Source organism: Flavobacterium sp. FlaQc-48, assembly GCF_044007335.1.
Lineage (GTDB): Bacteria > Bacteroidota > Bacteroidia > Flavobacteriales > Flavobacteriaceae > Flavobacterium.
Genome location: NZ_JBIPCR010000002.1, coordinates 103,571 through 125,869, shown reverse-complemented (window position 1 = coordinate 125,869; position 22,299 = coordinate 103,571). Strand labels below are relative to the sequence as shown.

Here is a 22,299-nt window from a genome sequence, read left to right as displayed (position 1 = left end):
TCCACAAGTGAAAAAAGAGCAGTTAGAAATCATATAGAAAAAACAAATAAAAACAAAGGATAGAAACAACGTAAAAAACTAATAAACAATACTTTACAAAAAACAAACTACATAATTTCATATAGATTATTACTTTTAAAAACATAACAAAACAGCAGTAAAAAAACATAATTTGTAAAAATAAGCCTAAAAAAATAGATTATTCTTACTTCGAAAAATCAGGTGTCGGTATAGATTTTAGAAGACATAAAAAAAATCCCACTATAAAATAGTAGGATTAAAACTTGAATTAATTTAAAGAGGTTATAAAAAAATTAATTTTTAATGGTAGTCTCCATCATAAGTTTATCGTCAAAATCATCATTCTCAATTATGGATCTGTTTCTGATCTTGGTCTTATAAGCATATATGGAGTTGACCGAATACCCCAGAATTTGTGCAATTTTTTCATTATGCTTTATTCCAAGACGGATCAGGGCAAAAATTCTTAATTCCTTATTAAGGATTTGATTGGCTTTAAGCTCAATGCGTTCACCAGGTTTCATTAAGGAATTAAACACATCTATAAAATCTGGAAACAAACTGATAAAAGCAGTGTCAAAATTTTTTAAGAGCTTATCTTTTTCTTTTTTTAAATCATACTTAGATATTCTGAATTTTGCTTTAGCATAATCGCCAGAATCAATATCTTTCTCAATATTGGAAATAAACTCATTGAATTTTTCAAAAATATCATCGTATTCGGTAAAGAAAAAACCGATATACTCTTCATTGATTTTATTGGACTCAAAGAGACGATTGTTAATTGATTCTATCTGATTGTTCCGGGCCTTGATTTGTTCATTTACAACCAAAAGCTGCTTATTTACTTTCTGAAGATCACCATGGGCAGCAGCAATTATTTTTTTTGCTTTCTGAATTTTCTTAAATTGAATAAAAGTCAATATCAAAAAACAAATTACAACTAGTGAAAAAACAATTGCACCGATATACTGAAAATAAAGACGTTTTCTTTCTCTCTCTATATTCTGTACTATTTCCTGCTCTATAAGCGGGAGAATAGCACCTACTTGTAGCTTTCTCTGTTGTGCTCCGTAAAACAAAGCATCATCATACGCCTTTTGTACCAATCCCGAAGCACCTGGCAGATCTTTTTTCTGAATAAAAGTTCGGAAAGCTTAATAAGGGCCAAAGATTCTTTTGTTGAAATCTGTACATCTTCTATAGCGGCCTTGCTGTAGAAAATAATCGCCTGATCATCTTTACCGGATTCCCTGTAAATCTCCCCCATCATATAATGCAATAAAGCTTTATCGCGATCACTTATATTGGTATTGAGCATCATTTGAAATCCTCTTGATGCACTCTTTAAATCCCCATCTTTATATTGGTTGAAAAAATTCAGGAATGAATTAAAAAAAGTACCGCTGGCAGCTAGTTTTAGTGCCTTAACGCGACAATCCTTGGCCAGCTTATTATATTTTTGACTAAAAAATGGAATACTGCTATATTCAGCCATATCACTGTAGCAGCGGCCTAACAATCCGTAATACATCGAACCGTTCTCATTGTTTATTTCTTCAGGTTTAATCAAAAAAAGATAATCCAATCCTTCTTTATACATACCGGCCGAAACACTTATGTTGGCCAGATTAATGTTGGCCTTCATCAAACTGGACTTATCATTAAGGCCTTCTGCCAATGATTTGATCCTTAAGGCATAATTAAATGCTGAATCCCTTTTAAAAACAACATATTGGTCAAAAAGCTTTTGATTTAATTCCAGTTGTCTATAAGGATCATTCTTAATCTTTCGTAATTGATTTTGTAAACTATTGATTGTTTTTATTTTATAGCCATCATAAACCGACGAGGAATCAATGACCTGGTCAAGCTTTTTAAGCAACTCTGCCTGCTGTCCATAAAAAGACTGTGGATTAAATAGTAAAAAAAGTAATAGAATAGTACTCTTTACAATAAATTGCCAATCAAAACAAGAAATAATATTTCCAAAGAAAAATGGATGTAACTTGTAGTATCTTCTCTTTTTAATTGAAATTACCCTTAACTTTTGCATTAAAAATTTATTTTAGTAAAACTTAAAAATCAAATATACAAAAGTTGATTACATACTTAGTTCAACTCAATAAAACTAAAAAAAAACAATTTATTTATGAGACGATTTAAGGCCCATAAATATGAGTGGATAACTTTGGAGTTCATACCTGAAATTGGACACAGAAACACAAGATCTTTGGTTTTAAAACAAAAAATGTAAAATCAAAGGCAATCGTACAGATTAGATTTCAAACTTCAGGCTGTAAAGCTGGCTGCAGAATACAATAAAACAATTCAGGCTGCTTAGGAACTGGGCACAAGTGTGGAAAATATCCGCAGATGGAGACGTCAGCTTGAAGAAGGATTATTAGGCCGCAAAACGCGACAGAATAAAACAAGCAAACTCCTGCAATTAAAAAGGATGATAAACGTTTTTCTCATGACATTTTATATATTCTATATAAGAACTCAAATTTTGATAACATTTTTTTACTTTCAAAGCCACTTAACACAGCGATAATTTTAGAAGAAATATATTTGAGTACATGTAATATTGTGCCTTGCGAAGTTTAGTGTTTAATTGCTGTTGAAAGGAATATTAGCTATACTGTTAAATTTTCTCTTTCTGATGTTAAATATGAGTAAATCCAATGCATACTTCAACTTGTTTATCTATATTTGTAATAGACACCACGGCAATTTGCGCTATCATTTTTTAAAGTGATATAATCTTAAGATTTATTGCCGAAGATTGCAAAAAATGTTGTTAATTTATATACTTTGTTTTCTGGATGTCTGAAGACCATATAATGCCTAATAGCCCCAAACTATGAAAAAAATTACTCTAATGATTTGCCTGCTGCTGACAGCTGCCGGCGCAAGTGCACAGCAGGAAAAAGGAATTATAGGATACAGCAACTGGCTGGATAACTGGACCGAATTCAAGCCTCAAAAGGCCGAGTCCAAAGATGCAAATCAAATTTTAGCCGGAAATATTACTGAAAACACAAAACTGCTGAAAAGAAATGTGTATATCCTTCAGGGAAATGTATATGTAACTAATAATGCAGTGCTCACTATTGAGCCTGGTACAGTAATTATTGGAGATGCTGTTTCAAAAGGTACTCTTGTAATCACAAAAGGGGCCCAAATTATGGCAGCAGGACTGGAAACAGACCCTATTATATTTACCTCAAACCAAAGTGTGAAAAAAGCAGGCGATTGGGGAGGCGTGGTAGTTCTTGGTGATGCTCCAATAAATAAATTTGGCAGTGCTGGTTCTTACAGTATGGATCTTGATCCGGCACTTACTGTATATGGAGGTAACAACCAGGCTTCAAATTCAGGAGTATTAAAATATGTAAGAATTGAATTTGCCGGTAAAAAAGTTAAAGGAATGGATTCTTTTAATGGATTGACTATTGCAGGAGTGGGCAATAAAACCATTTTGGAGAATATCATGGTAAGTTACTCCGGCGGTGATTCATTTGCTTTTTACGGAGGTGATGTGAACACGGCTCAATTAGTATCCTACAAATCCATCAATGATGATTTTAAATTTACACAAGGAATCCAATGCCGATTATTTAATTCTTTAGCGGTGAGATCATCTTATTTATCGAGCAATAAAGATGGATCCAGATGTCTGGAAGTAAGAACCTATGAAAAGAAAAACGAAACGGACTTTACCAAAAAAGCCACATTCGTTAGTGCTTCGAACATGACAATGCTAAACGACAGTGAAAATATTACAGCAGACATTCAGGCAGGTTTAGTTAAAGAAGCTGTGTATGTTGGTGAAAATGCATCTTTGGAATTAAAAAGAAGTGTAGTTTCTGGTTTTAATCCTGCAGTGCTTATAGACAGTAAAACTGAAATCAATGAGGTTAGCCTAAAAAAAATCAAATTTGAAGAGATGTTCTTTAACCAATGCAGTGGCAATATCTTTACAGAAAACCAGGCTGACAATACCGATTTAGAAAACTGGTACGGTAACAGCATCTTTTTTAATGTTTATTCCCACGCAGATAACAAAGAAACTTTTGTTGACGTTTATAATCCAAAAAGACCCGATTACAGACTTCAATTAGGGAAAATTACTGCCTCTAGCGGGAAATAGATCCCGATTATTTCGCATAAAAATCAATATAAAAGGAAATAGCGTTTATTAGCTGTTTCCTTTTTTTATTTCTAATCCTTTTAAAATTCTGTCTGCACTAGATCATTTGATATAAAAAACCGGAACAGGATTACTCCTGCCCCGATTTAATTTATAGTTTGAATTTATTTAGTTTTTTGGCATTACCTAAAAAACTTCAATCAGTGCCTGATAAACTAAGCTATAGTATATTTTTTTCTGTAATAGTATTGGTAGTTTCAGTGGTTACACTGTCTACAAATCGCCATTCCGCTTCAGAACCAGATGGTGTAAATTTAAGATATGTATATCCTCGCTTATACAAATTTGCATATTCTAAATCATCTATCAGTACTGTGAATGCTTGTGCAAGTTCTATCGCTTTTGCAGGGTCTGAGGTAATTCCAAGATAAGCTTCCAGTCCCGGTGATGAAACAGAACTGCAGGCTATTTCAGTTCCAATATGTTTACCCTGCATATCAGTAAGTTTACCCATCCACGCATTATGAGTATCTCCTGCTAAAACCACAACATTTTTTCCGGATAGCATCGCATACAATTGTTCTCTTTCTGCAAAATAACCATCCCAGGCATCCAGATTATAAGGTAAAGTTGTCGTAACTCTCGCAATTTCCTGAGCAGTCAGGGAAGGATCATTTTGTTTATGTCTCATTTTAATAACAACAAGTGCAGAGATTGCACTAATAAGAGCCTGCATCGTTGCCGGCTGTGCACTTCCAAAATGATCCACTTCTGCTAAAACCTGATTCAAGAGCAGCAGCAGCTCTGCAGGAATGAGCATTTTTGTCATCAGGATTTGCTGGCCTAATACTTTCCATTTAGCAGTATCTGCATTGATCTGTGATCCCAGCCAGGTCATTTGTTCGCTTCCAATTAATTTTCTGCTGGTACTTAATAAATCCGTTCTAAATTTAGTCTGGTCAAAATTTCCGCCATTATCAATATAATCAGAATAACTCATCTGCTTATCTCTTGCGATCACTCTGGTATCCATCATGTAAAGGGAAAGAATGTTACCGAAATTAAAACTTCTGTAAATTCTAAGATCTTTTCCTGTTTTAAGCGGAATATATTCGCTGTAGGCCTGAAAAGCAGCCATTTTTCTCATCTGAAAATCGCCTTCGGATGGCTGATGGTTTTCTGCACCGGATTTATAAGTATCGTTAGCAAACTCATGGTCATCCCATACACATATAAAAGGTTTTTTCTGATGAAGAAGCTGAAGATTTTTATCTCCTCTATATTGTCTGTATCGTTCTCTGTAATCACTGAGGCTTGTAATCTCCCTGGCTGGCTTATGTTCTCTGCCCAGCGCGTTGGTAAAAGGATTTGTTCCGTACTGCCCCGGCGCATATTCGTAAATATAATCTCCAAGATGAACCACTACATCGGCATCTGAAGAAGCAATCGCTCCATACACATTGAAAAGTCCTGCCGGAAAATTAGAACAGGAAACAACAGCCATTTTTACCTCATTTACAATATCTGTTTTAGACGGCAGCGTGCGTGTTTCTCCGGTAACAGTTACCTGTTTGGTTTTGGCATTGTAAAATCTATAATAATATTTTGTATTGGAAGGAATATTCTGAACATCTACCGCTATTGTAAAATCATTCGTGGAAGATGCTCCAGCCTGCCCCTTTCTTGTTACTTGGGAAAATGCGGCATCCTTACTTAGCTCCCAGGTAATTTCAGCATCTAAACCTGCTGAGTATCTTGTCCAGATAATCATTCCTGTTTCAGTAGGGTCAAAACTGGCTACTCCTGTCTCAAAACCTTCATTTTTCATTCCGTCGGGCGCGCCGCTGTTATCCGGTTTATCATCGTCACTGCAGCTTTCAATAAGTGGGGCGATGAAAACTCCTCCGGCAGCCAATAAAGAATTTCTAAGAAACCTTCTTCTGCCTAAATCATTGTTATTTTCCATAAAAAAATTTTTAAACCAAAAAAACAATTTAATATCAAAACTCAAGTTATGGTATATTTAAAATTACCTTACATTAATATTAACAATCTATTTACTATAATAAATCATCAATCTGTTTAAGATCTTTAAACTGGAGTTTATAGCTTTTTCAACAACGAAGACTTTATCAGACTTACTTTATGTTATAGTTTGATTAGCTGGCAGATCGTAGAATTTTCTTGATTTGGATTGGAACTGATTGGCAGGAATATTTGGCAATTAACTTTTTAATTGTATCGGTTCTGTCGCATCTGTCAGAATAAGTAATTTAAAAGTTAGCCCGCCAATTTACAGAATGATTTAAACATAGTTGCCCTGTTTATAACCGGGATTTTAGAATCTACTTATATTCATTGTAATTAAATCGATTTTCGAACCTACAAGTTCCTAAATGTAGTGTGTTATATATCTGCAATTATTCCTGACTTAATTCGATTCGAATATACAAAGTTCTTTTTAACATATTAATTGTCAATAAAATGTAAATTTAATTCTATTCAAAAGATCATAAATTAAAAAATATAACTACTTTTAAGTCCCCTTAATTCCTTTTAATTTCATAAACAAAATTCTAACCGCCTAAAATTTTTAGTGTATGAAATGGTTTAGTCGCTTTATAATAAAATGTAAGGATGTCTTTTTTGAATCAAATCCCAAACAGGAATTAGTCAATTTAAAAAAAGGAAAAGACCTCTATTTATCAAATAGATTTGGTGAGGCCTTATCATACTTTGATAATTCAATAAATTCTGGTTCCGATTTAAAAGTTTTTAGATTAAGAGCAAAGTGTCTTCAGAAATTAAATAAACATTCTCAGGCAATTGAAGATCTTGATAAATTGATCGAAAATAATCCATTAGAGTTTTCAAATTATTACAGACGTGCTATTTCAAAAAATGCCGTATTTGATTTAAAAGGCCAGATTGAGGATCTTCATAATTGTATTTACTACTACAAGAAAAATAAAAATATTGAAAGCAATATTCTAAAAAATCTCGAAACAGATTTGATTGACGCTGGAAATTACATAGAAATGGTAAAAAATTCTATTACTTCAATTCATAATGTTCCCTACTTTGAAATAAAAAATCTCGTTAATGAATGTCTACATCAAATCAAAAAAATTAGAGTTCAAAATAAATTTAGAAAACAATCGAATCCTGTTACGAAACTAATACAGGTGTAGAAATTAGATTAATATATTCTCTAGGTGTATAAGTAGTAATTTCTTTAAAATACCTGTTAAATGATGATTTTGAATTAAAACCAGATTCATAAGCCAGGTCAAGAATAGTAATACTGCCATTCTTTTCACATAAACTCTTTAATTTCTGCTTTACATATTCTATCCTGTACTCATTAATAAAAGTGTAGAATGGTTTATTAACGAAATGGTTTAATGTTTCACTTATGTGATATTTATTAAGACTGGTAAGTTTTGCCAGTTTATCGAGCGTTAATTCGTTTTCCCTAAAATACTGCTCCTTTTCCATAGCTTTTTCAAGCTTTAGCAATATTTTAAACATTTCACTTTGACTTAAAATTTCTTTTCGCTTTTGAGGCTGCAATGTTTCTTTTTCTTTGATTAAGGTATTTTCAATAATAGAATCGGGTATATAATTATTTGCAGCACCTGAATTCATTTCATCACTAATTTCTGAAGGGCCATTATAGCCAACTACAGATGAAAAAATCTCATTATTTAGAGCAATTGAACCAGAATCACTAACAGCTCCGTATTTATAGGTGATTATTTTAATCGTAATAACAATAAGCAGTGTATAAATTATAGATCGGCTTAGATAATTTAAGGAAAAAGTGAACGGCCTGAATACTGTAAACAAGACGCCTAATATTCCAATACATAAAAAAAGTGATGCAAGCTGCACAATTAATTTTTTCTCCTGACTGTTTCTTGGTAATTTATGTATTGCCAGATAAATTATGCCAGAGGAAAAAATGATATCCAGAGGAAGCAGTGTGTAAAGACTAATCGTATTATACCAGTATAAAACTAAATAGGCATTTGGCGATGTAACTGATAAGACACAAACTGTAGAAAAATAACCTATCGCCCCAATTATAAACGGAATAAAAATGTACCATTTTGAAGCACTGACAAATTCAGGACGAATCGTTTTTAAAGTGTATAAATACAATAATGGTATGTAACAAAAGCCGATAAAAGTATTCAGCATATTAAGTACCTGCTGATCCTCAACAAAAGTAAAAATGAAAAACTTAATAGAGAGGTGCAGTCCAATACATACCACTAAGGAAATTAGTAAATCATCTGCATTTTTTCGATACCTGCTCCTTAAAAGTAATACTACGGCTAATACCGCCTGAAATATTCCAATTGCAATAATATATTTCATCTTAAAATCTTTGTGCTAAAGTACCATGAGTCTGTTAATTTAATGTTTAATAAATGCAAAACAATTGATTCATAACAATTTAATAACAACAATTAAAACATTGTAAATCAAACCACTAGTCACAATTAAAAAGATTGGCACTTCGTAAAAGTAGTTCTGGTTCGACAAAGTCGTTTCATAGTTTAAATCAAAGCAATCTTTGCAAAAAAACTATAAAACATGACACCTAAAATTATTTTAAAATCTTTGTTTAAGCAGGAAAAGATATTTAAAAAAATACTTTTCACAGCCGTATTCACAGTTTGCTCTATATCGAGTTATGCGCAGACGATAAAAGGAATTGTTACCAGCGATGCAGGAACGCTCCCAACAGCTAACATTGCCGGAAAAACTTTTAATAATTCAACCATTTCAGATTTACAAGGTGCTTTTACAATTACAGCACCGGCTGAAGGAGAAGCTGTTATTGAGATTAGCTACATAGGCTTTGAAACAAAATCTATAACAGTAAATCTCGTAAAGGGAATAAATGATCTTGGCTTAATTCAAATGTCGCCTGATGGTTCCAGTTCTCTTAAAGAAATAGTAGTAAAAGGTACAATGGCACCATCTCAGGCTAAAGCTTACAGCATCAAGAAAAACTCACTTGCCATTATGGATGTCATGGCTGCAGATGCAATTGGTAAATTACCAGACCGTAACGCTGCAGAAGCTGTACAGCGTATGCAGGGTGTTGCAGTTGCACGTTATCATGGTGAAGCTGATCAGGCGACTGTGAGAGGAACTCCCTTTGCGTGGACTTCTACTCTATTTAACGGAAATCGTCTTCCTAGTTCAAATGTTATGGGTAACCGTTCTTCAGTGCTGGATGCCGTGCCTTCTGAAATGATTCAGTATGTGCAGGTAGCAAAAGCTATCACTCCTGATATGGAAGGAGATGCTATTGGCGGTTCTATCAATTTTATTACCCGTACAGCACCATCAAAACGTGTTTTGAATGTCAGCGCCGCAGGAGGTTACAACACATTTAGCGAAAACGGTACTTATAATGCGTCCGTAACTTATGGTGACCGATTCTTTAATAACAAACTTGGTGTAATTGTTTCAGGAGCAATCTGGAGCAGACAATGGGGATCTGATGAATTTGCTGCTACCTATAATACCGGCGCTACAGTTGCAGAACAAAAAAAATCGCTGAATACCGTGCTTTTTAAACGCTACATGGGAGAACGTGAAACCAAAGGTTTAAATGTAGGTGCAGAATATAAACTTACAGCATCTGATAAAATATTCTTTAGAGGAATGGCTAATAAATTCGATGATATACGTCCTGTTTATGAATCTTATATTGATTACACCAATTCTCGTTTTCAATACAATTACAGATACTCTCATTATCAAACTGCTTTAAATGGTTTTGAAGTGGGCGGTGAACATCAAATGAGTGAAAAATTTAAACTGGACTGGAGTTACAGCAATCATAAATCAGAATATTATTTAGATACTCCTCCAACTTCTGGCAACAAAGGTCTCCCTATTGCTACTTTCCGTCAGAAGATAACAGGAGGTTTCAATGATCTTTCAAGCGATGGAAAACGTTATTGGGGGTTTGACTCTCCAAACGGAGTTGGCGGTACTGTAGATCATTTTGAAACCGGTCTTACAAATCCAAACGAAGTAATGAGCGCTGATAAGTTATTACTGAATCAATTGGTAATTGCACAGCTTAATAATAGCGAAAGAGATCAAATTGGACAAGTAAATTTAAAGGTAGAAGCCAGTTCTAAAGTAAATTTAAAATTTGGGGCGAAATACCGTCACAAAGACAGAACAAATACTTACGGATCGAATTTCGTTTATCTGCCGGGAGTAGCTGTTGGAATTCCAAATTCTCCAGCCTTAGTACCGCTTTCAGCATTGCAGACTACCAATTTCCCTGGCGGAAGTAAATTTTTCGGAAACATGAATGGTGATTTCAGCCAGTTTATCGTAAATCCATTGACTAAAGATCAGTTGTTTAACATGTACGGGCAGTCTTTCCAAACTGCTAACGGGTTTCTGGATTTTACATCCAAAACAAATGCAACTTCTTTTTATACTGGCGATGAAAATGTAATCGCTGGTTATGCAATGGCCGAAATTGATGCTACAGACCATCTAAAGATAGTGGGAGGTTTACGTAACGAATATACTTCTATGACTTTGAACGGAACAAAAGCCACTACACAAGGAACTCCTGCTGTAATTACATTAAGTCCGTCTGTGGTGGAGAATAATTATAATTCGTTTCTTCCAATGCTTCATTTAAAATACAAGTTAAGTGACAAATCAAATCTTCGTGCTGCTTATACACGCACTTTTGTTCGTCCCAATTTTGGAGACATGACACCTGGAAGTTCAACAAATACAACCTCATCTCCTCTAACAATTACACAAGGAAATCCTGATCTAAAGCCTACTTTCAGTAATAATTATGATTTAATGGGAGAATATTATTTTGACAATGTTGGAATTTTATCAGGTGGTGCATTTTATAAAAACATTACTGATGTAGTATTTACTGATGTAAGTATGCAGCATATTGACGGAAATGATTATTTAGTTACGCAGGCAAAAAACTTAAACAAAGCTTCTTTATTCGGATTTGAAGCCGGAATCAATAAAAGGTTTGATTTTCTTAATGGTTTCTGGAGTGGTTTTGGAGTAGAATTTAACTACACTTTTATAGACTCAAATACAGAGGTACCGCGCGTTAATGGAACTACTACTTATAATGACAAAACAAGTTTGCCAAATCAATCTAAAAACTTATTTAACGCTATTCTTTTCTACGAACGTAACGGCGTAATGGTTCGTCTTGCAGGCAATTACCGCGGAAAATCAGTAGAAACTATTAATCAGCAGCTAGGCCCCGATTATTATATCCGGACAGATTCTAACTTTACTATTGATGCTTCAGCAACGGTAAATATTAACAAAAAACTTAAGGTATTTATAGAGTTAAACAACTTAAGTGATTCTCCGGTTAAAATGTACATGGGGAACGATAAACGCCGTATTACTTCACAGGAATGGTACGGAAGCCGGGGTCAGGCAGGAATACGTTATGATATATTTTAAAAACAAATAAATTAATTGAAAATAAAAATGAAAAAAACAATAATTATCGCTGCCATTTTGGTACAAACATTGGCAAACGCACAGCTTACAGACAGCATAAAAAGACTGGTTCCGGTAAAAGGAGCATTAAATTTCAGAGATGTAGGCGGATACAAGACTACAGATGGAAAAGAGGTTGTTTGGGGAAAAGTATTCAGAAGTGCCGGAATTGATAAATTAACAAATGAAGATCTGGTACTTTTAGATAAAAAGAAAATCCATACCGTTGTTGATTTTAGAGGTGTAGCTGAATCGAAAGCTGCTCCGGACCGTCTGCCTCAAAATACGGATTACACTTTAAGTCCGGCAGGAAGCGATAGTATTCCAAATCCGGCACAAATGGTTTCACTTTTGAAAGAAGGAGGTTTTCTTGAAAAATTTTATGGTGTAGACGCTGTAAAATACAGCGGTGACAGATTCCGCCCATTATTTGTAAAACTATTAACCGCAGACAAAAAAGAAGCGGTAATGTATCACTGCACCGGCGGACGAGATCGCACCGGCATGGCAACAGCATTATTTTTATATGTTTTAAATGTTCCTGAGAAAACTATCGAAGAAGATTATGTTGCCTCAAATATCTATCTTAAGAAAATGAATAAAGGAATGATGGCGCCGCTTGCAAAAATGAGCGGCTTAACTGAAGCACAGGTTGAGAATGAAATGGCATTAAAACCAGAACTTATCCGTTCGTTTTTTGGAGGCATCAAAACACAATACGGAAGTGTAGAAAACTTTTTACAGCAGGAAATGGGAATTGGACCGAAGGAAATAAATCTCTTAAGAAAAAAATATACGAAATAAAATACGCATCTGTTTCTGCATAAAACACAATTTATAATAATAAAGCCTTTGCATTTGCAAGGGCTTTATTATTCCGACTATTTCAATACTGTGAATTATTACATCTTTTTTATCTCTACTAACATTATTCCATATTGCGCTCAGCAAGCCAATTATAAATTTCGGTCTGAGCACGTCTTGGTTCGTCTATACTTAGAATATCCAATTCATTATTTCCTTCGCTATTTATGATTCTTCGTTTTGTATTATCTTCTAGTTGTAACTGAATAATTGTATTAATTTCCGCAATGTATTTTTCATCATACAACGGAAAAGCCACTTCTATTCTTCTGTTTAAATTTCGGTTTAACATATCAGCAGATGAAAGGTAGATTTTTTCCTGACCATTATTGGCAAATTTGTAAATCCTCGAATGTTCTAAAAACATATCTACAATCCTGTAAATTTTTATATTCTCACTTACATTCTTAATACCGGGCAATAAGGTACAAATTCCACGTACGATCAATGTCACGTCAACACCTGCTCTGCTTGCTTCAATAAGTTTATCAATAATATCTTTCTCATCAACTCCATTTACTTTAAAAAATAGAGCAGCTTCTCTGCCAGCTTTTTTATTTTCTATTTCGTGATCTATTAATTCTGTCAACTTTTCTTTCATGTTGAAGCCTGCTGCCAGAATATATTTTGGTGCTCCTGCTTTTTTCCTGGTTTTTAAAAATGTGAAGACTTTTTTTAAATCATCGGTGTATTTTTTTTCTGAAGTGAAAAAACCAAAATCAGAATAAACATTTGCGGTACTTTCATTAAAATTTCCCGTCGATAAATAATTATAGTATTTTTTATTTCCGTATTTATCTTTCATGGTCACCATTGCAACTTTTGCATGAACCTTTAAATTTGGCATGCTTTGAATGATTTTAATCCCTGCATTTTTCATTTCACGGGACCAGAATAAATTATTGTACTCATCAAAACGTGCTTTGACTTCTACAAAAACAGTTACTTTTTTGCCATTTTTCGCGGCACTTATCAAAGCATTTGCAATTAACGACTGTGATGAAATTCGGTATAAAGTAATTTTTATCTCAAGAACATTTCTGTTAATGGCCGCCTGATTGAAAAACTGAAGTACATAATAATACGATTGATAAGGGAATTGCAGCAGTTGATTTTGTTTATCAATAATTTCGAAAATTGGCCTGCTGCTTTCAAAAGGCAGATGCTTGAGACCCGGATAATTTGCTCCCTGAAGATTTGGTTTAACAGGATTTGGAAACTTGAACAAATCATAAAGATTATGATGGCTTCCTCCTTTTATCATTTCATTATTTTTCAGGCGGAAAGCTTTTTTACATAGCGAAATCGTTTCAGAATCCATATTAGAATCATACAGAAATCTTGTAGAGGAACCACGCTTACGCTCTTCTATTTTCGCTTCAATCTTCGCTATCAAATCTCCTGAGTTTTCATCTTCTATCAGATAATTTTCATCGCGGTTTAATTTTATGGCATTACAGGAAACAACTTTTCCGGAAGGAAATATAAAAGACAAACAATTCTTTATTATAGTATCAATCGAAATAATATAATGCGTATCTCCCTGACTTTGCAATTGTTTGTATCGATCCAGTTTATCCGAAGGAATATTCAGGTAAGCATAGTTATAGTTCCCTGCACTATCTTTTAATTTTACCAAAAAATACAAACTGCGATTATTTAAAAAATAAGTTTTAGGCTGGTTTACTGAAATATAAATCACCTGAATATAAGACAAAATAATACTTTTAAAATAATACTCGATCTCATGAAGATGTTCTTCGATTAGCTCTTGATTTTCATAGTACACAATATTATCAGATGCTAATTCCGGTAGTATTGAACTGTTCCAAATTGCTCCGAATCTATTTTGCTGGAGATTTACTTCAGTTAGAATTTTATCTAATAAATCTTTGTTCTTTTTTGAATTTTTAATCAGTAGTTTTCTGATTTTAACCCTGAAAAATTCATCCAGATTAGACGAGTGAATGGCTAAGAACTTAATTCGTTCGTATAAAGAATTATTTAAATCATCAGCTTCATCCAAAATACAGTTATTAAAAGAAAGCCACGAAATTTCCGAAGGTATAAGATAGTTTTGCACGTTTAAAAAGATACGATTTTAAGAGAATATAATTGGTTTGTAATTTTATTAATACACTGGTAAATTACAGGAATAATTATCTTAAAATACAATATAGACAGGCAGTTAACTATAATTTAATGTATGGATAACATATCGTAATCTGTGCCTTATTCCTGTCATAACGTATGTATAGATGCTGTTATAACTCTAATTGAATATAATTAGACATCATTGTTTTCCCTGACTTCACAAACAACAAGTAATTCTGGCAGTGCTTAAATAAATTTTTTTTCTCCCTCTTATTATAAAAAAGATTCCTGATACTAATTGTATTATATTTACCCTTTAAAGTGAATGTAATATTATGGAAGATTTTTTAATTGGTATTGGAAAAAGGTTAAAAGAAATTAGAAAGAAAAGTGCCTTAACCATTCATGAAGTAGCCAGCAGAGCCGGAGTGAGCAATGGACTTATTTCAAGAATTGAAAACGGCAGAACTATCCCTTCTCTTCCTGTTTTAATAGAACTTATTCACTCTTTAGATACTGATGTTACTTATTTTTTTGAAGGAGTTAAGAACATCAGAAATGCCAAGTTTATCCACATAAAAAAAGAAGATTATCAGAAGATAGAAAAAGAAGACCGATCAGAAACAAAGGGTTTTAATTACTACCATATCTTCAGTAAAAGTATTAATTCTATCGGTTTTGAAGCTGTAATTCTTGAAGTGGAACCAGATAGTAAGCGTGAAAAAGTTATTACTGATGCGTGGGAGTTCAAATATATTATAAAAGGAAGCGTCACTTATATTATTGATGATGCAGAAGTAGTTGTAAACGAAGGCGATTCACTATGTTTCAACGGAAGGCTTCCTCATGTACCTGAAAACAGAACTCAGGAAAATTGTATCATGCTTGTCCTTTATTTTTATTCTGAAAGTAATATTTAAAAGGTTACCTCCAAAATGGAGATAACCTTCAAAAAAAACAATAAACACAAATTCTAATATAGTTTAGTTTCCTGCAGGAATCCAAGAACGTCCATCCAATAACCATCCTGAATTGATTGGTACGCCGAACCACTGCAGTGATGAATAGGCAATATCTACCATTTTAGGTACTACTCCATTAGCAGTTCCGCACTTTAAGGTCGCTGTACTTGTTGTCCAGGTTGGTGTGTCAGGAAAAGTAAGGGTAACTTGTTTTGAACTCGAATCTGTAAAGCTGTTACCTGATCCGTTATCGCCTTTCCAATACCCAATAAGATTGGAATAATCAGGATGAGAAGCTGTAACAGATGAACAGGTATAATTAAGAATGGAGGCTTCCGATAAGGCTTTATTCCAAACGCGGACTTCAGCAATATTTCCGTTTACGTTTGCACCGTAAGTCAAAGTTCCGTCTTGTCCTACTGCAAAAGGCAATCCAGAAGTTAAACTTCCAAATGTGCTGACAATAGCAGCTTGTCCAACAAAAGCTCCGTCTTGATATGTTTTCACCAATTTAGCAGTACGATCCACCACTAATGTTAAATGATGCCATTTTCCGTCATTGATTGTTCCTCCGGAAATGTCTACACGATTTTGGGTATCACCAATATTTACTTTCCATGTTCCTCCGGTGTTAGCACAAATCACAAATCCACGATTTTTACCACTTAACCAGTTTTTATTAGAAACTAAAGAGGGGTCGCCTGAGTAACCTGAAGTTTTTACCCTGCATTCAACCGTAAAACTTGAAGTTCCAAAATTATACAATGCATTAGTTGTCGATGCATATATACTATTCGTATTAAAATTGGCGAATTTACCTGTAATACTTGTTGTTGGATCAACAGGTTTTTCAATTTTAGTCGAAGTAAAATTTTTATTATTAAAGATGGTAAAAATATTTCGCTCTTCATAAGATGACCCTCCGTGAGATCCTGCTGAACCGGTAACAATTCCGCCATGATCTGGTGCAACAATAACCAGCCAGTCTTCATTTGCATAATTAGGTCTGCTTTTTAGCGCCGTTAAAATCTCGCCAATATAACCATCTGTAGTTTCAACAGAAGATTTATATTGCGGTACATTGATCGAAAACCCGTAGCTGTGTCCAGCGTGATCTACATCATCAAAATGCAGGAATAAAGCGTCCGGATTGTCGTTTGTTAATGCCGCAACTACTTCATTTTTTGCGGCTAAATCAGTTGTTAGAGTTTTCTCAACATCAATTCCGTCCACAATATAAGTGTTGATTGGAGCCCAATGTACAATTGACATTGTTCTTAATGCTTCATTATATATTTCAAGACGTTTTAGGAAGCTCGGGTAAGTTCCAAAATTTGGACTTGAAAATGAATTGTCTGTTACTCCATGTTTTAAATGCGTAACACCGCTTAGCATTGTCGACCAGCCATTGCCACTCCATGTTGGGGCTTCGGTTAAAGCATCTAAACTGTAAACAGCATTCGAAAGCAAACCATGAACATTTGGTGTATTTGCTCCCATCAAAACATCGCCACGACAGCCGTCGATGCCTATAATCAGTAATTTTTTAGTACCATTGTTTAATGCAGATTTGCCTGTTTTCGAATTTTCAACAGCTTTTGCTGAATTTTCATCGCTCGCAGGCATTGCATCATTAGTACAAGAAGCGACTAAAAGTACGCTTGTCAGAATTGTAATGTAACTTAATCTAAAAATCTTTTTCATTGATTTGAATTGTTTTATGGGTTACTATTAATTTACTTTTAAAATGCTGTTTAATGCTGTAAGCAATTATTTTTTTGATACATAAATTCCTTATCCACAAACTTTAAAACACATTATAACTCAAGAATAAATCAATGAGAATATGTATATTAAATAAGTGAAGACCTTGATTGAAATAAGTAATTCTATAAGGCTATATGCTGAAAAAAGGCTGTTTAGTTTGTAATGCTATACAATGAAGCCAGAGAATCCAGAATGTAATCCGGTTTTGCTTTTTCCAGCTGGACTCTGGTTTGAGCCCCTGATAAAACACCAATTGTAATACCGCATTTCGCATTTTTACCTTCTTCGATATCTATGGCAGAATCTCCGGCTTTTAAAACTTTTGAGGCGTCTTCAATTGAAAACAATTGCATGGCTTTATGTATCATATCCGGAAAAGGGCGCCCTAATGCTACATCATCAGCAGTTATTAAAGCATCGTAGTGCGTGTTTTTTTTCCAATTTAATTTTTCTAATAACGTATTGGCAACATGACCGCTGTATCCTGTATTTAAAACTATTTTTACACCATCTTTTTTAAGGTTTCGAAGCACATTTTCGACACCTTCTATTGGTAAAACTTTGGCTGAGAAATATTCCTTATCAAGGATTTCTTTGAAATATTCAAATATTACATTTGCTTTTGCATCATCATTAATATTAATGTGATTTAAGATATCTTTTATTGCCTGATACTTTTCTTTTCCAGCACCTAAGGAAAGTACCGTTTCAAGAGAAACTTCAATACCAAAATGGTTTATAGACTTATATAGCGTTTTATAAACTATATTTTGTTCATTGATTGTAGTTCCGGCCATATCAAAAACGACCATTTCAATTTCATTAATTTTCATTTTGTGTGTATTTATTTTTTTTCACTATTAAGAGATTAAATTATATTAAGAAGCAGAACTTCATTTTTCTTACTCGCTTAATGGTTTAATCTTTTTAATCCTTTAATCTCTAGCTCTATCTTTAATAGTTAAGTATTAAAAATTTTATCAATATTATGTTTAGAAAATCCTGCGCTTCCTGTCATTCCTTTTCCTCCTATTCCTGTTATGATGTGAATGTTTTCATCAACGGTATATTCAAAAATATCTTTGGTTTTGCATTGCGAATACAGACCGAACCATCTGTTTTGAATTTCGTACGTTGGCAAATCAATGATTTTTTTGGCTTCCTCAATCATAAAATTGTCAATATCCATATTCAAATCAAATCCCAGAGAATCTATATCTTTTGCTGGCGCGTATTCGTGAGAATCTCCCAAAATTACAGATCCATCCAGCGCTTGTTTGAATAATATGTGAACACCATACCTTTTCTCAAAACTATTCGGATTTTCTTTTTCTTTGATCGCTTTGTACGATTTACATTCTTCAAAAGATTCATATCTTCTAATTGTTAATCCTGTCAAAATAGAGCCGTCTAATCTATAGTTATTCTGAGGTTTGGTTTGCAGCATCTGAAGTTTAGAAACAATCAAATCGCTGTTGTTGTAAATTTCAGGATATAGTATTTTGAAATCACTTCCATTGCAAATAATGATTTTTGAAGCTTTATATTCTTCTCCCGCCGAAGTGGTTGCTACTACTCCATCATTTCTATTTTCAGTTTGCACAACAGTGGTATTCATAAATAGCTCAAGACCTAAATTTGCGGTCATATATTGATGTAACTTATTAATCATCGTTGAAGGTTCAACCGTTACTTCCTGCGGAAAAAATAATCCTCCAGTACAATAATCCGATCGTAATCCGGGATATTTAGCCAGACATTGCTCTTTACTCAACAAATTAGATTCATAGTCATTTGAGATATTTATTTGATGCAGTTCTTCTATCAATTGCATTTCTTCTTCGTTTGAAGCCAAATAAATAGTTCCGTTTTGACGAATGCTGATATCAAACTGCGACTGAATATCTTTGTAAATCTTTAAACTTTCTTTTCCGAAATTTTGCCATTTTCTGTCCATTCCTGACGGTACAACCTGACCAAAATTTCTAACAGTAGCGCCTTCTGGTTTACTGTTTTTCTCTAAAACAACAACTGACATTCCTTTTTGTAAGGCGTGATAGGCATGAAAAGTTCCTAATGCACCTCCTCCAATAACTATCAAATCATATTTTTTATCCATTCAATTTATCTTTTATATTTAGGGAAAAGCAACTATTTGTTTCTTGCTTTTTTCATGAACACGCTTGTTAAAATAATATAAAGAGCCTATCGCGAGTAGTAATAGTAATGCAGCCGATTCCAGATTTAGCCATATAAAAAAATGACTCCACGTTTGTTTAAATCCTATTACTTCTTTAAGCAAAAGCACAACAACACTGCCCAGATATCCCATGGCGTCGGCGATATAAAATAGGAAACCAACATTTCCTCTAAACTTCATAACGGCGACTAATCTTTCAAACACAAGACAATGAAATAGTATGTAAGGCAGATAGACTCCTATTCCGGTTGTGATCATCCAAATTACAGGAGATATAAGTCCTGCATTAAACAAAAAGGTAAAAAGCATAATAACAACTGCTCCGGCAGCGGTAAGATACATCCCTACACTAAATGCCTTTTTATTATTTTTTATCAGCACACCTGCTGCTGCTATTGCCAAAACAATTACAGCTACCGGAATTTCTGTAAGAGTTACAATTTGTGGAGAACCTGAATATCCTTTTTCTGCCCAAAATTCAACCATAAAATTGTCCCGAAAATCCCTAACCACTGTCAAGAGAACATAAATACCAACTAAAGCAAAATAACCTACTCCATTATCTCTTATAAAATCTTTGCGCTCTTTACTATACATAGGCACTCTCTCGGCCCTTGCTTTGATGTCGTTTTCATCCGGGTCTTGATTTTTGTTAAGAATCCATACTGACAAAAGGAATAAAGGAAAAAACAATAATCCTGTATAAAATGGCATCGTATATTCGTTTGCATTAAAATCTCTCATCAGCAGCAATCCCACCGTTTTTACCAGTCCGGTTGAAAATATAAATGTGGCACTTAAGGATGCGGCTAACATTTCTGTATTTTTTCTTCCTTCGATATAAGAAAAGACAATCCCAAAGACCATCCCTAAAGGCAGGCCATTTAAAAACAATGCCAGTATTTTCCACTTTCCTGGAACAATAGCAAACAACCCCAGCATTAACAAACCAAAAGAAATAAAGGCAATCAGCCATTTTGCTCTTTTAGACCTCGGCATTTCAGAAATAATTTTTATTCCTATAAATTTTGAAACCATATAGCCCAAAACCTGACTTATTACTAGTACTGTTTTAGCATCTAACCCATAGCCGAAAGCAAGTGAAAGATATTGACCTGCCAAAAATGATTTGCGTACCGCATACATCCCAGTGTAACATACAAACACTGAAACCACAATTGCAAAGGTAGATATTTTTTTACTATTTGTAAATTTTTTACTTTCTTGAAACATGCTAATATTATTAAGTTTTAGCAAAAGTAAGCCTCTAATCAAATATAAATATTATCTAAATGTAAAATAATAGTTAATAAAGTTTACAAATAGTAAATATTATTTCGTAAAAATAAAAAAGATGGTAATTTTGAAACTTATAGTAAAACCTATATATAACAATACTTTATCGATTCTACATTCAATTTAAACCAAGAAAGAACTCGGGTTTTAAAAGTAAAATAGATAAATATTCAAAAACATTTTTCACTAAGAGCATTTTTTAAAACAAAATATTACAAATAGTAAACAAATTAAAAAATAATGACAATAAAAGCAACTGCAATGGTTTTTTCAGAAGTAGGTCAACCATTCAAAAACCAAGAAGTAATTTTAAACGGAATAGATAGTAATGAAGTATTGGTTCGCATCCTTTATACCACTATATGTACCAGCGACGTTCATACCTTTACAGGAAAAAGATCCACTCCTTGTCCCTGTGTTTTAGGACATGAGATAATTGGAGAAATTCTGGATAAAGGAGAAAAAATAACCCGTGATTTTAATGGTCATCTGTTGAGTATTGGAGATCTGGTTACCTGGTGCGTATATGCTTTTGATAAAAGTAGTGAAATGGCTAAAAAAGGAATACCTCAAAAATCCGAAGGCCTCTATAAATACGGGCATCACCAATTTAAGCCCAACGATGGATTAAATGGTGGATTTGCTACTCATTGTGTACTAAAAAAGGGAACTGCAATTTTCAAATTACCTGATTTTTTAAGTTATAAACAAGCAGCCCCAATAAATTGTACACATGCCACAATTGCGGGAGCTGTACGCGTAGCGGGTTATCTTGAAAATAAAAATGTCATGATTACCGGAAGTGGTATGCTGGGACTTTCAGCTTGTGCAATGGCCAGAGAAAGCGGTGCCAAAAATGTATTTGCTATGGATATCAATCCGGAACGCCTGGTGTATGCTAAAAAATTTGGCGCTAATAAGTTAGTTGATGCAAATTTGTCGCCTGATGAAATTCGAAAACTTTATCCAAATGAAAAAATCGATGTTGTTATCGATACAACCGGAATACCTGCTGTAATGGAGCTGGGAATTGAAATTCTTAACATTGGAGGTACAGCAGTCTGGATAGGAGCTGTTTTTAATCAGCCTGCTACAAAAATAAATGCCGAGATGATCGTTCGAAATCTTATCACGATAAAAGGACTTCACAATTACACTCCAAATGATCTTGGTTTTGCTGTTGATTTTATTGCCAAAAATCATTCTAAATATCCTTTTGAAGAACTCGTTGGGAAAGAGTTTCTTTTAGATGAACTTCCTGAAGCTTTTGAATCTGCCCAATCAGGAAAACATTATAGAGTTGGAATTAGACAGTAAATTTGAAATCCTATTTTTTTTTTTGAAATTCAAAATTTCAAATATCTTGTCACTTTAGGATAAAAGAAAAATCCAGAATC

General features: G+C 33.8%; 15 protein-coding genes. 6 read left to right on the top strand and 9 right to left on the bottom strand.

The features are described 5' to 3' along the window. Positions 1 to 314: 314 nt before the first annotated feature. A complete protein-coding gene (locus ACHRWY_RS03790; RefSeq protein ID WP_395352661.1) occupies positions 315 to 1,130 on the bottom strand; it encodes a DUF6377 domain-containing protein in 816 nt (271 codons plus the stop codon). Then, the gene (locus ACHRWY_RS03785) at positions 1,067 to 2,077 is read right to left on the bottom strand and encodes a hypothetical protein (RefSeq protein WP_395352659.1); all 1,011 of its coding nucleotides are present in this window, start codon (positions 2,075 to 2,077) and stop codon (positions 1,067 to 1,069) included. Before ACHRWY_RS03785 ends, ACHRWY_RS03790 begins: the two co-directional genes overlap by 64 nt. Positions 2,078 to 2,887: 810 nt before the next feature. Between ACHRWY_RS03785 and ACHRWY_RS03780 the strand changes: the two genes are divergently transcribed. Then, positions 2,888 to 4,177, top strand: a complete 1,290-nt coding sequence (locus ACHRWY_RS03780) for a hypothetical protein (protein ID WP_395352657.1) — start codon at positions 2,888 to 2,890, stop codon at positions 4,175 to 4,177. A gap of 220 nt (positions 4,178 to 4,397) precedes the next feature. On the opposite strand, the gene ACHRWY_RS03775 is transcribed toward ACHRWY_RS03780, so the two are convergent. Further along, the gene (locus tag ACHRWY_RS03775) at positions 4,398 to 6,143 is read right to left on the bottom strand and encodes an alkaline phosphatase D family protein (protein WP_395352655.1); all 1,746 of its coding nucleotides are present in this window, start codon (positions 6,141 to 6,143) and stop codon (positions 4,398 to 4,400) included. 634 nt (positions 6,144 to 6,777) lie between these two features. Between ACHRWY_RS03775 and ACHRWY_RS03770 the strand changes: the two genes are divergently transcribed. After that, positions 6,778 to 7,368 (top strand): hypothetical protein, encoded by a 591-nt coding sequence (locus ACHRWY_RS03770; protein WP_395352653.1) that lies wholly within the window; start codon positions 6,778 to 6,780, stop codon positions 7,366 to 7,368. On the opposite strand, the gene ACHRWY_RS03765 is transcribed toward ACHRWY_RS03770, so the two are convergent. Further along, entirely contained in the window at positions 7,346 to 8,560 is a 1,215-nt protein-coding gene (locus ACHRWY_RS03765; protein ID WP_395352651.1) for a helix-turn-helix domain-containing protein, read from the bottom strand. The two genes, ACHRWY_RS03770 and ACHRWY_RS03765, sit on opposite strands and share 23 nt — an antisense overlap. A gap of 219 nt (positions 8,561 to 8,779) precedes the next feature. Between ACHRWY_RS03765 and ACHRWY_RS03760 the strand changes: the two genes are divergently transcribed. After that, positions 8,780 to 11,680: a TonB-dependent receptor gene (locus ACHRWY_RS03760; RefSeq protein ID WP_395352649.1), complete on the top strand. Its 2,901-nt coding sequence runs from the start codon at positions 8,780 to 8,782 to the stop codon at positions 11,678 to 11,680. A gap of 27 nt (positions 11,681 to 11,707) precedes the next feature. Next, positions 11,708 to 12,523 (top strand): tyrosine-protein phosphatase, encoded by an 816-nt coding sequence (locus ACHRWY_RS03755; protein ID WP_395352647.1) that lies wholly within the window; start codon positions 11,708 to 11,710, stop codon positions 12,521 to 12,523. A 124-nt stretch (positions 12,524 to 12,647) separates the two neighbouring features. Here ACHRWY_RS03755 and ppk1 read toward each other — a convergent pair whose 3' ends face one another. Then, a complete protein-coding gene (gene ppk1 / locus ACHRWY_RS03750; RefSeq protein WP_395352645.1) occupies positions 12,648 to 14,666 on the bottom strand; it encodes a polyphosphate kinase 1 in 2,019 nt (672 codons plus the stop codon). Between the two features lie 346 nt (positions 14,667 to 15,012). On the opposite strand from ppk1, the gene ACHRWY_RS03745 reads away from it, so the two are divergent. Next, positions 15,013 to 15,597, top strand: coding sequence for a helix-turn-helix domain-containing protein (locus tag ACHRWY_RS03745; protein WP_395352643.1), 585 nt, complete (start codon positions 15,013 to 15,015; stop codon positions 15,595 to 15,597). A 63-nt stretch (positions 15,598 to 15,660) separates the two neighbouring features. Here the strand turns inward: ACHRWY_RS03745 and ACHRWY_RS03740 are convergent, their stop codons facing one another. The 4 genes from ACHRWY_RS03740 to ACHRWY_RS03725 form a co-directional block, all read right to left on the bottom strand. Continuing rightward, positions 15,661 to 17,343: a DUF4983 domain-containing protein gene (locus tag ACHRWY_RS03740; RefSeq protein WP_395352641.1), complete on the bottom strand. Its 1,683-nt coding sequence runs from the start codon at positions 17,341 to 17,343 to the stop codon at positions 15,661 to 15,663. Positions 17,344 to 17,558: 215 nt separating this feature from the next. Continuing rightward, the gene (locus ACHRWY_RS03735) at positions 17,559 to 18,239 is read right to left on the bottom strand and encodes a phosphonatase-like hydrolase (protein WP_395352639.1); all 681 of its coding nucleotides are present in this window, start codon (positions 18,237 to 18,239) and stop codon (positions 17,559 to 17,561) included. 128 nt (positions 18,240 to 18,367) lie between these two features. After that, positions 18,368 to 19,525 (bottom strand): TIGR03364 family FAD-dependent oxidoreductase, encoded by a 1,158-nt coding sequence (locus tag ACHRWY_RS03730; protein ID WP_395352637.1) that lies wholly within the window; start codon positions 19,523 to 19,525, stop codon positions 18,368 to 18,370. An 18-nt stretch (positions 19,526 to 19,543) separates the two neighbouring features. After that, entirely contained in the window at positions 19,544 to 20,839 is a 1,296-nt protein-coding gene (locus ACHRWY_RS03725; protein WP_395352634.1) for a DUF5690 family protein, read from the bottom strand. Between the two features lie 303 nt (positions 20,840 to 21,142). Here ACHRWY_RS03725 and ACHRWY_RS03720 point away from each other — a divergent pair, with 303 nt between their 5' ends. Further along, positions 21,143 to 22,219, top strand: a complete 1,077-nt coding sequence (locus tag ACHRWY_RS03720) for a zinc-binding dehydrogenase (protein ID WP_395352632.1) — start codon at positions 21,143 to 21,145, stop codon at positions 22,217 to 22,219. Positions 22,220 to 22,299 lie beyond the last annotated feature (80 nt).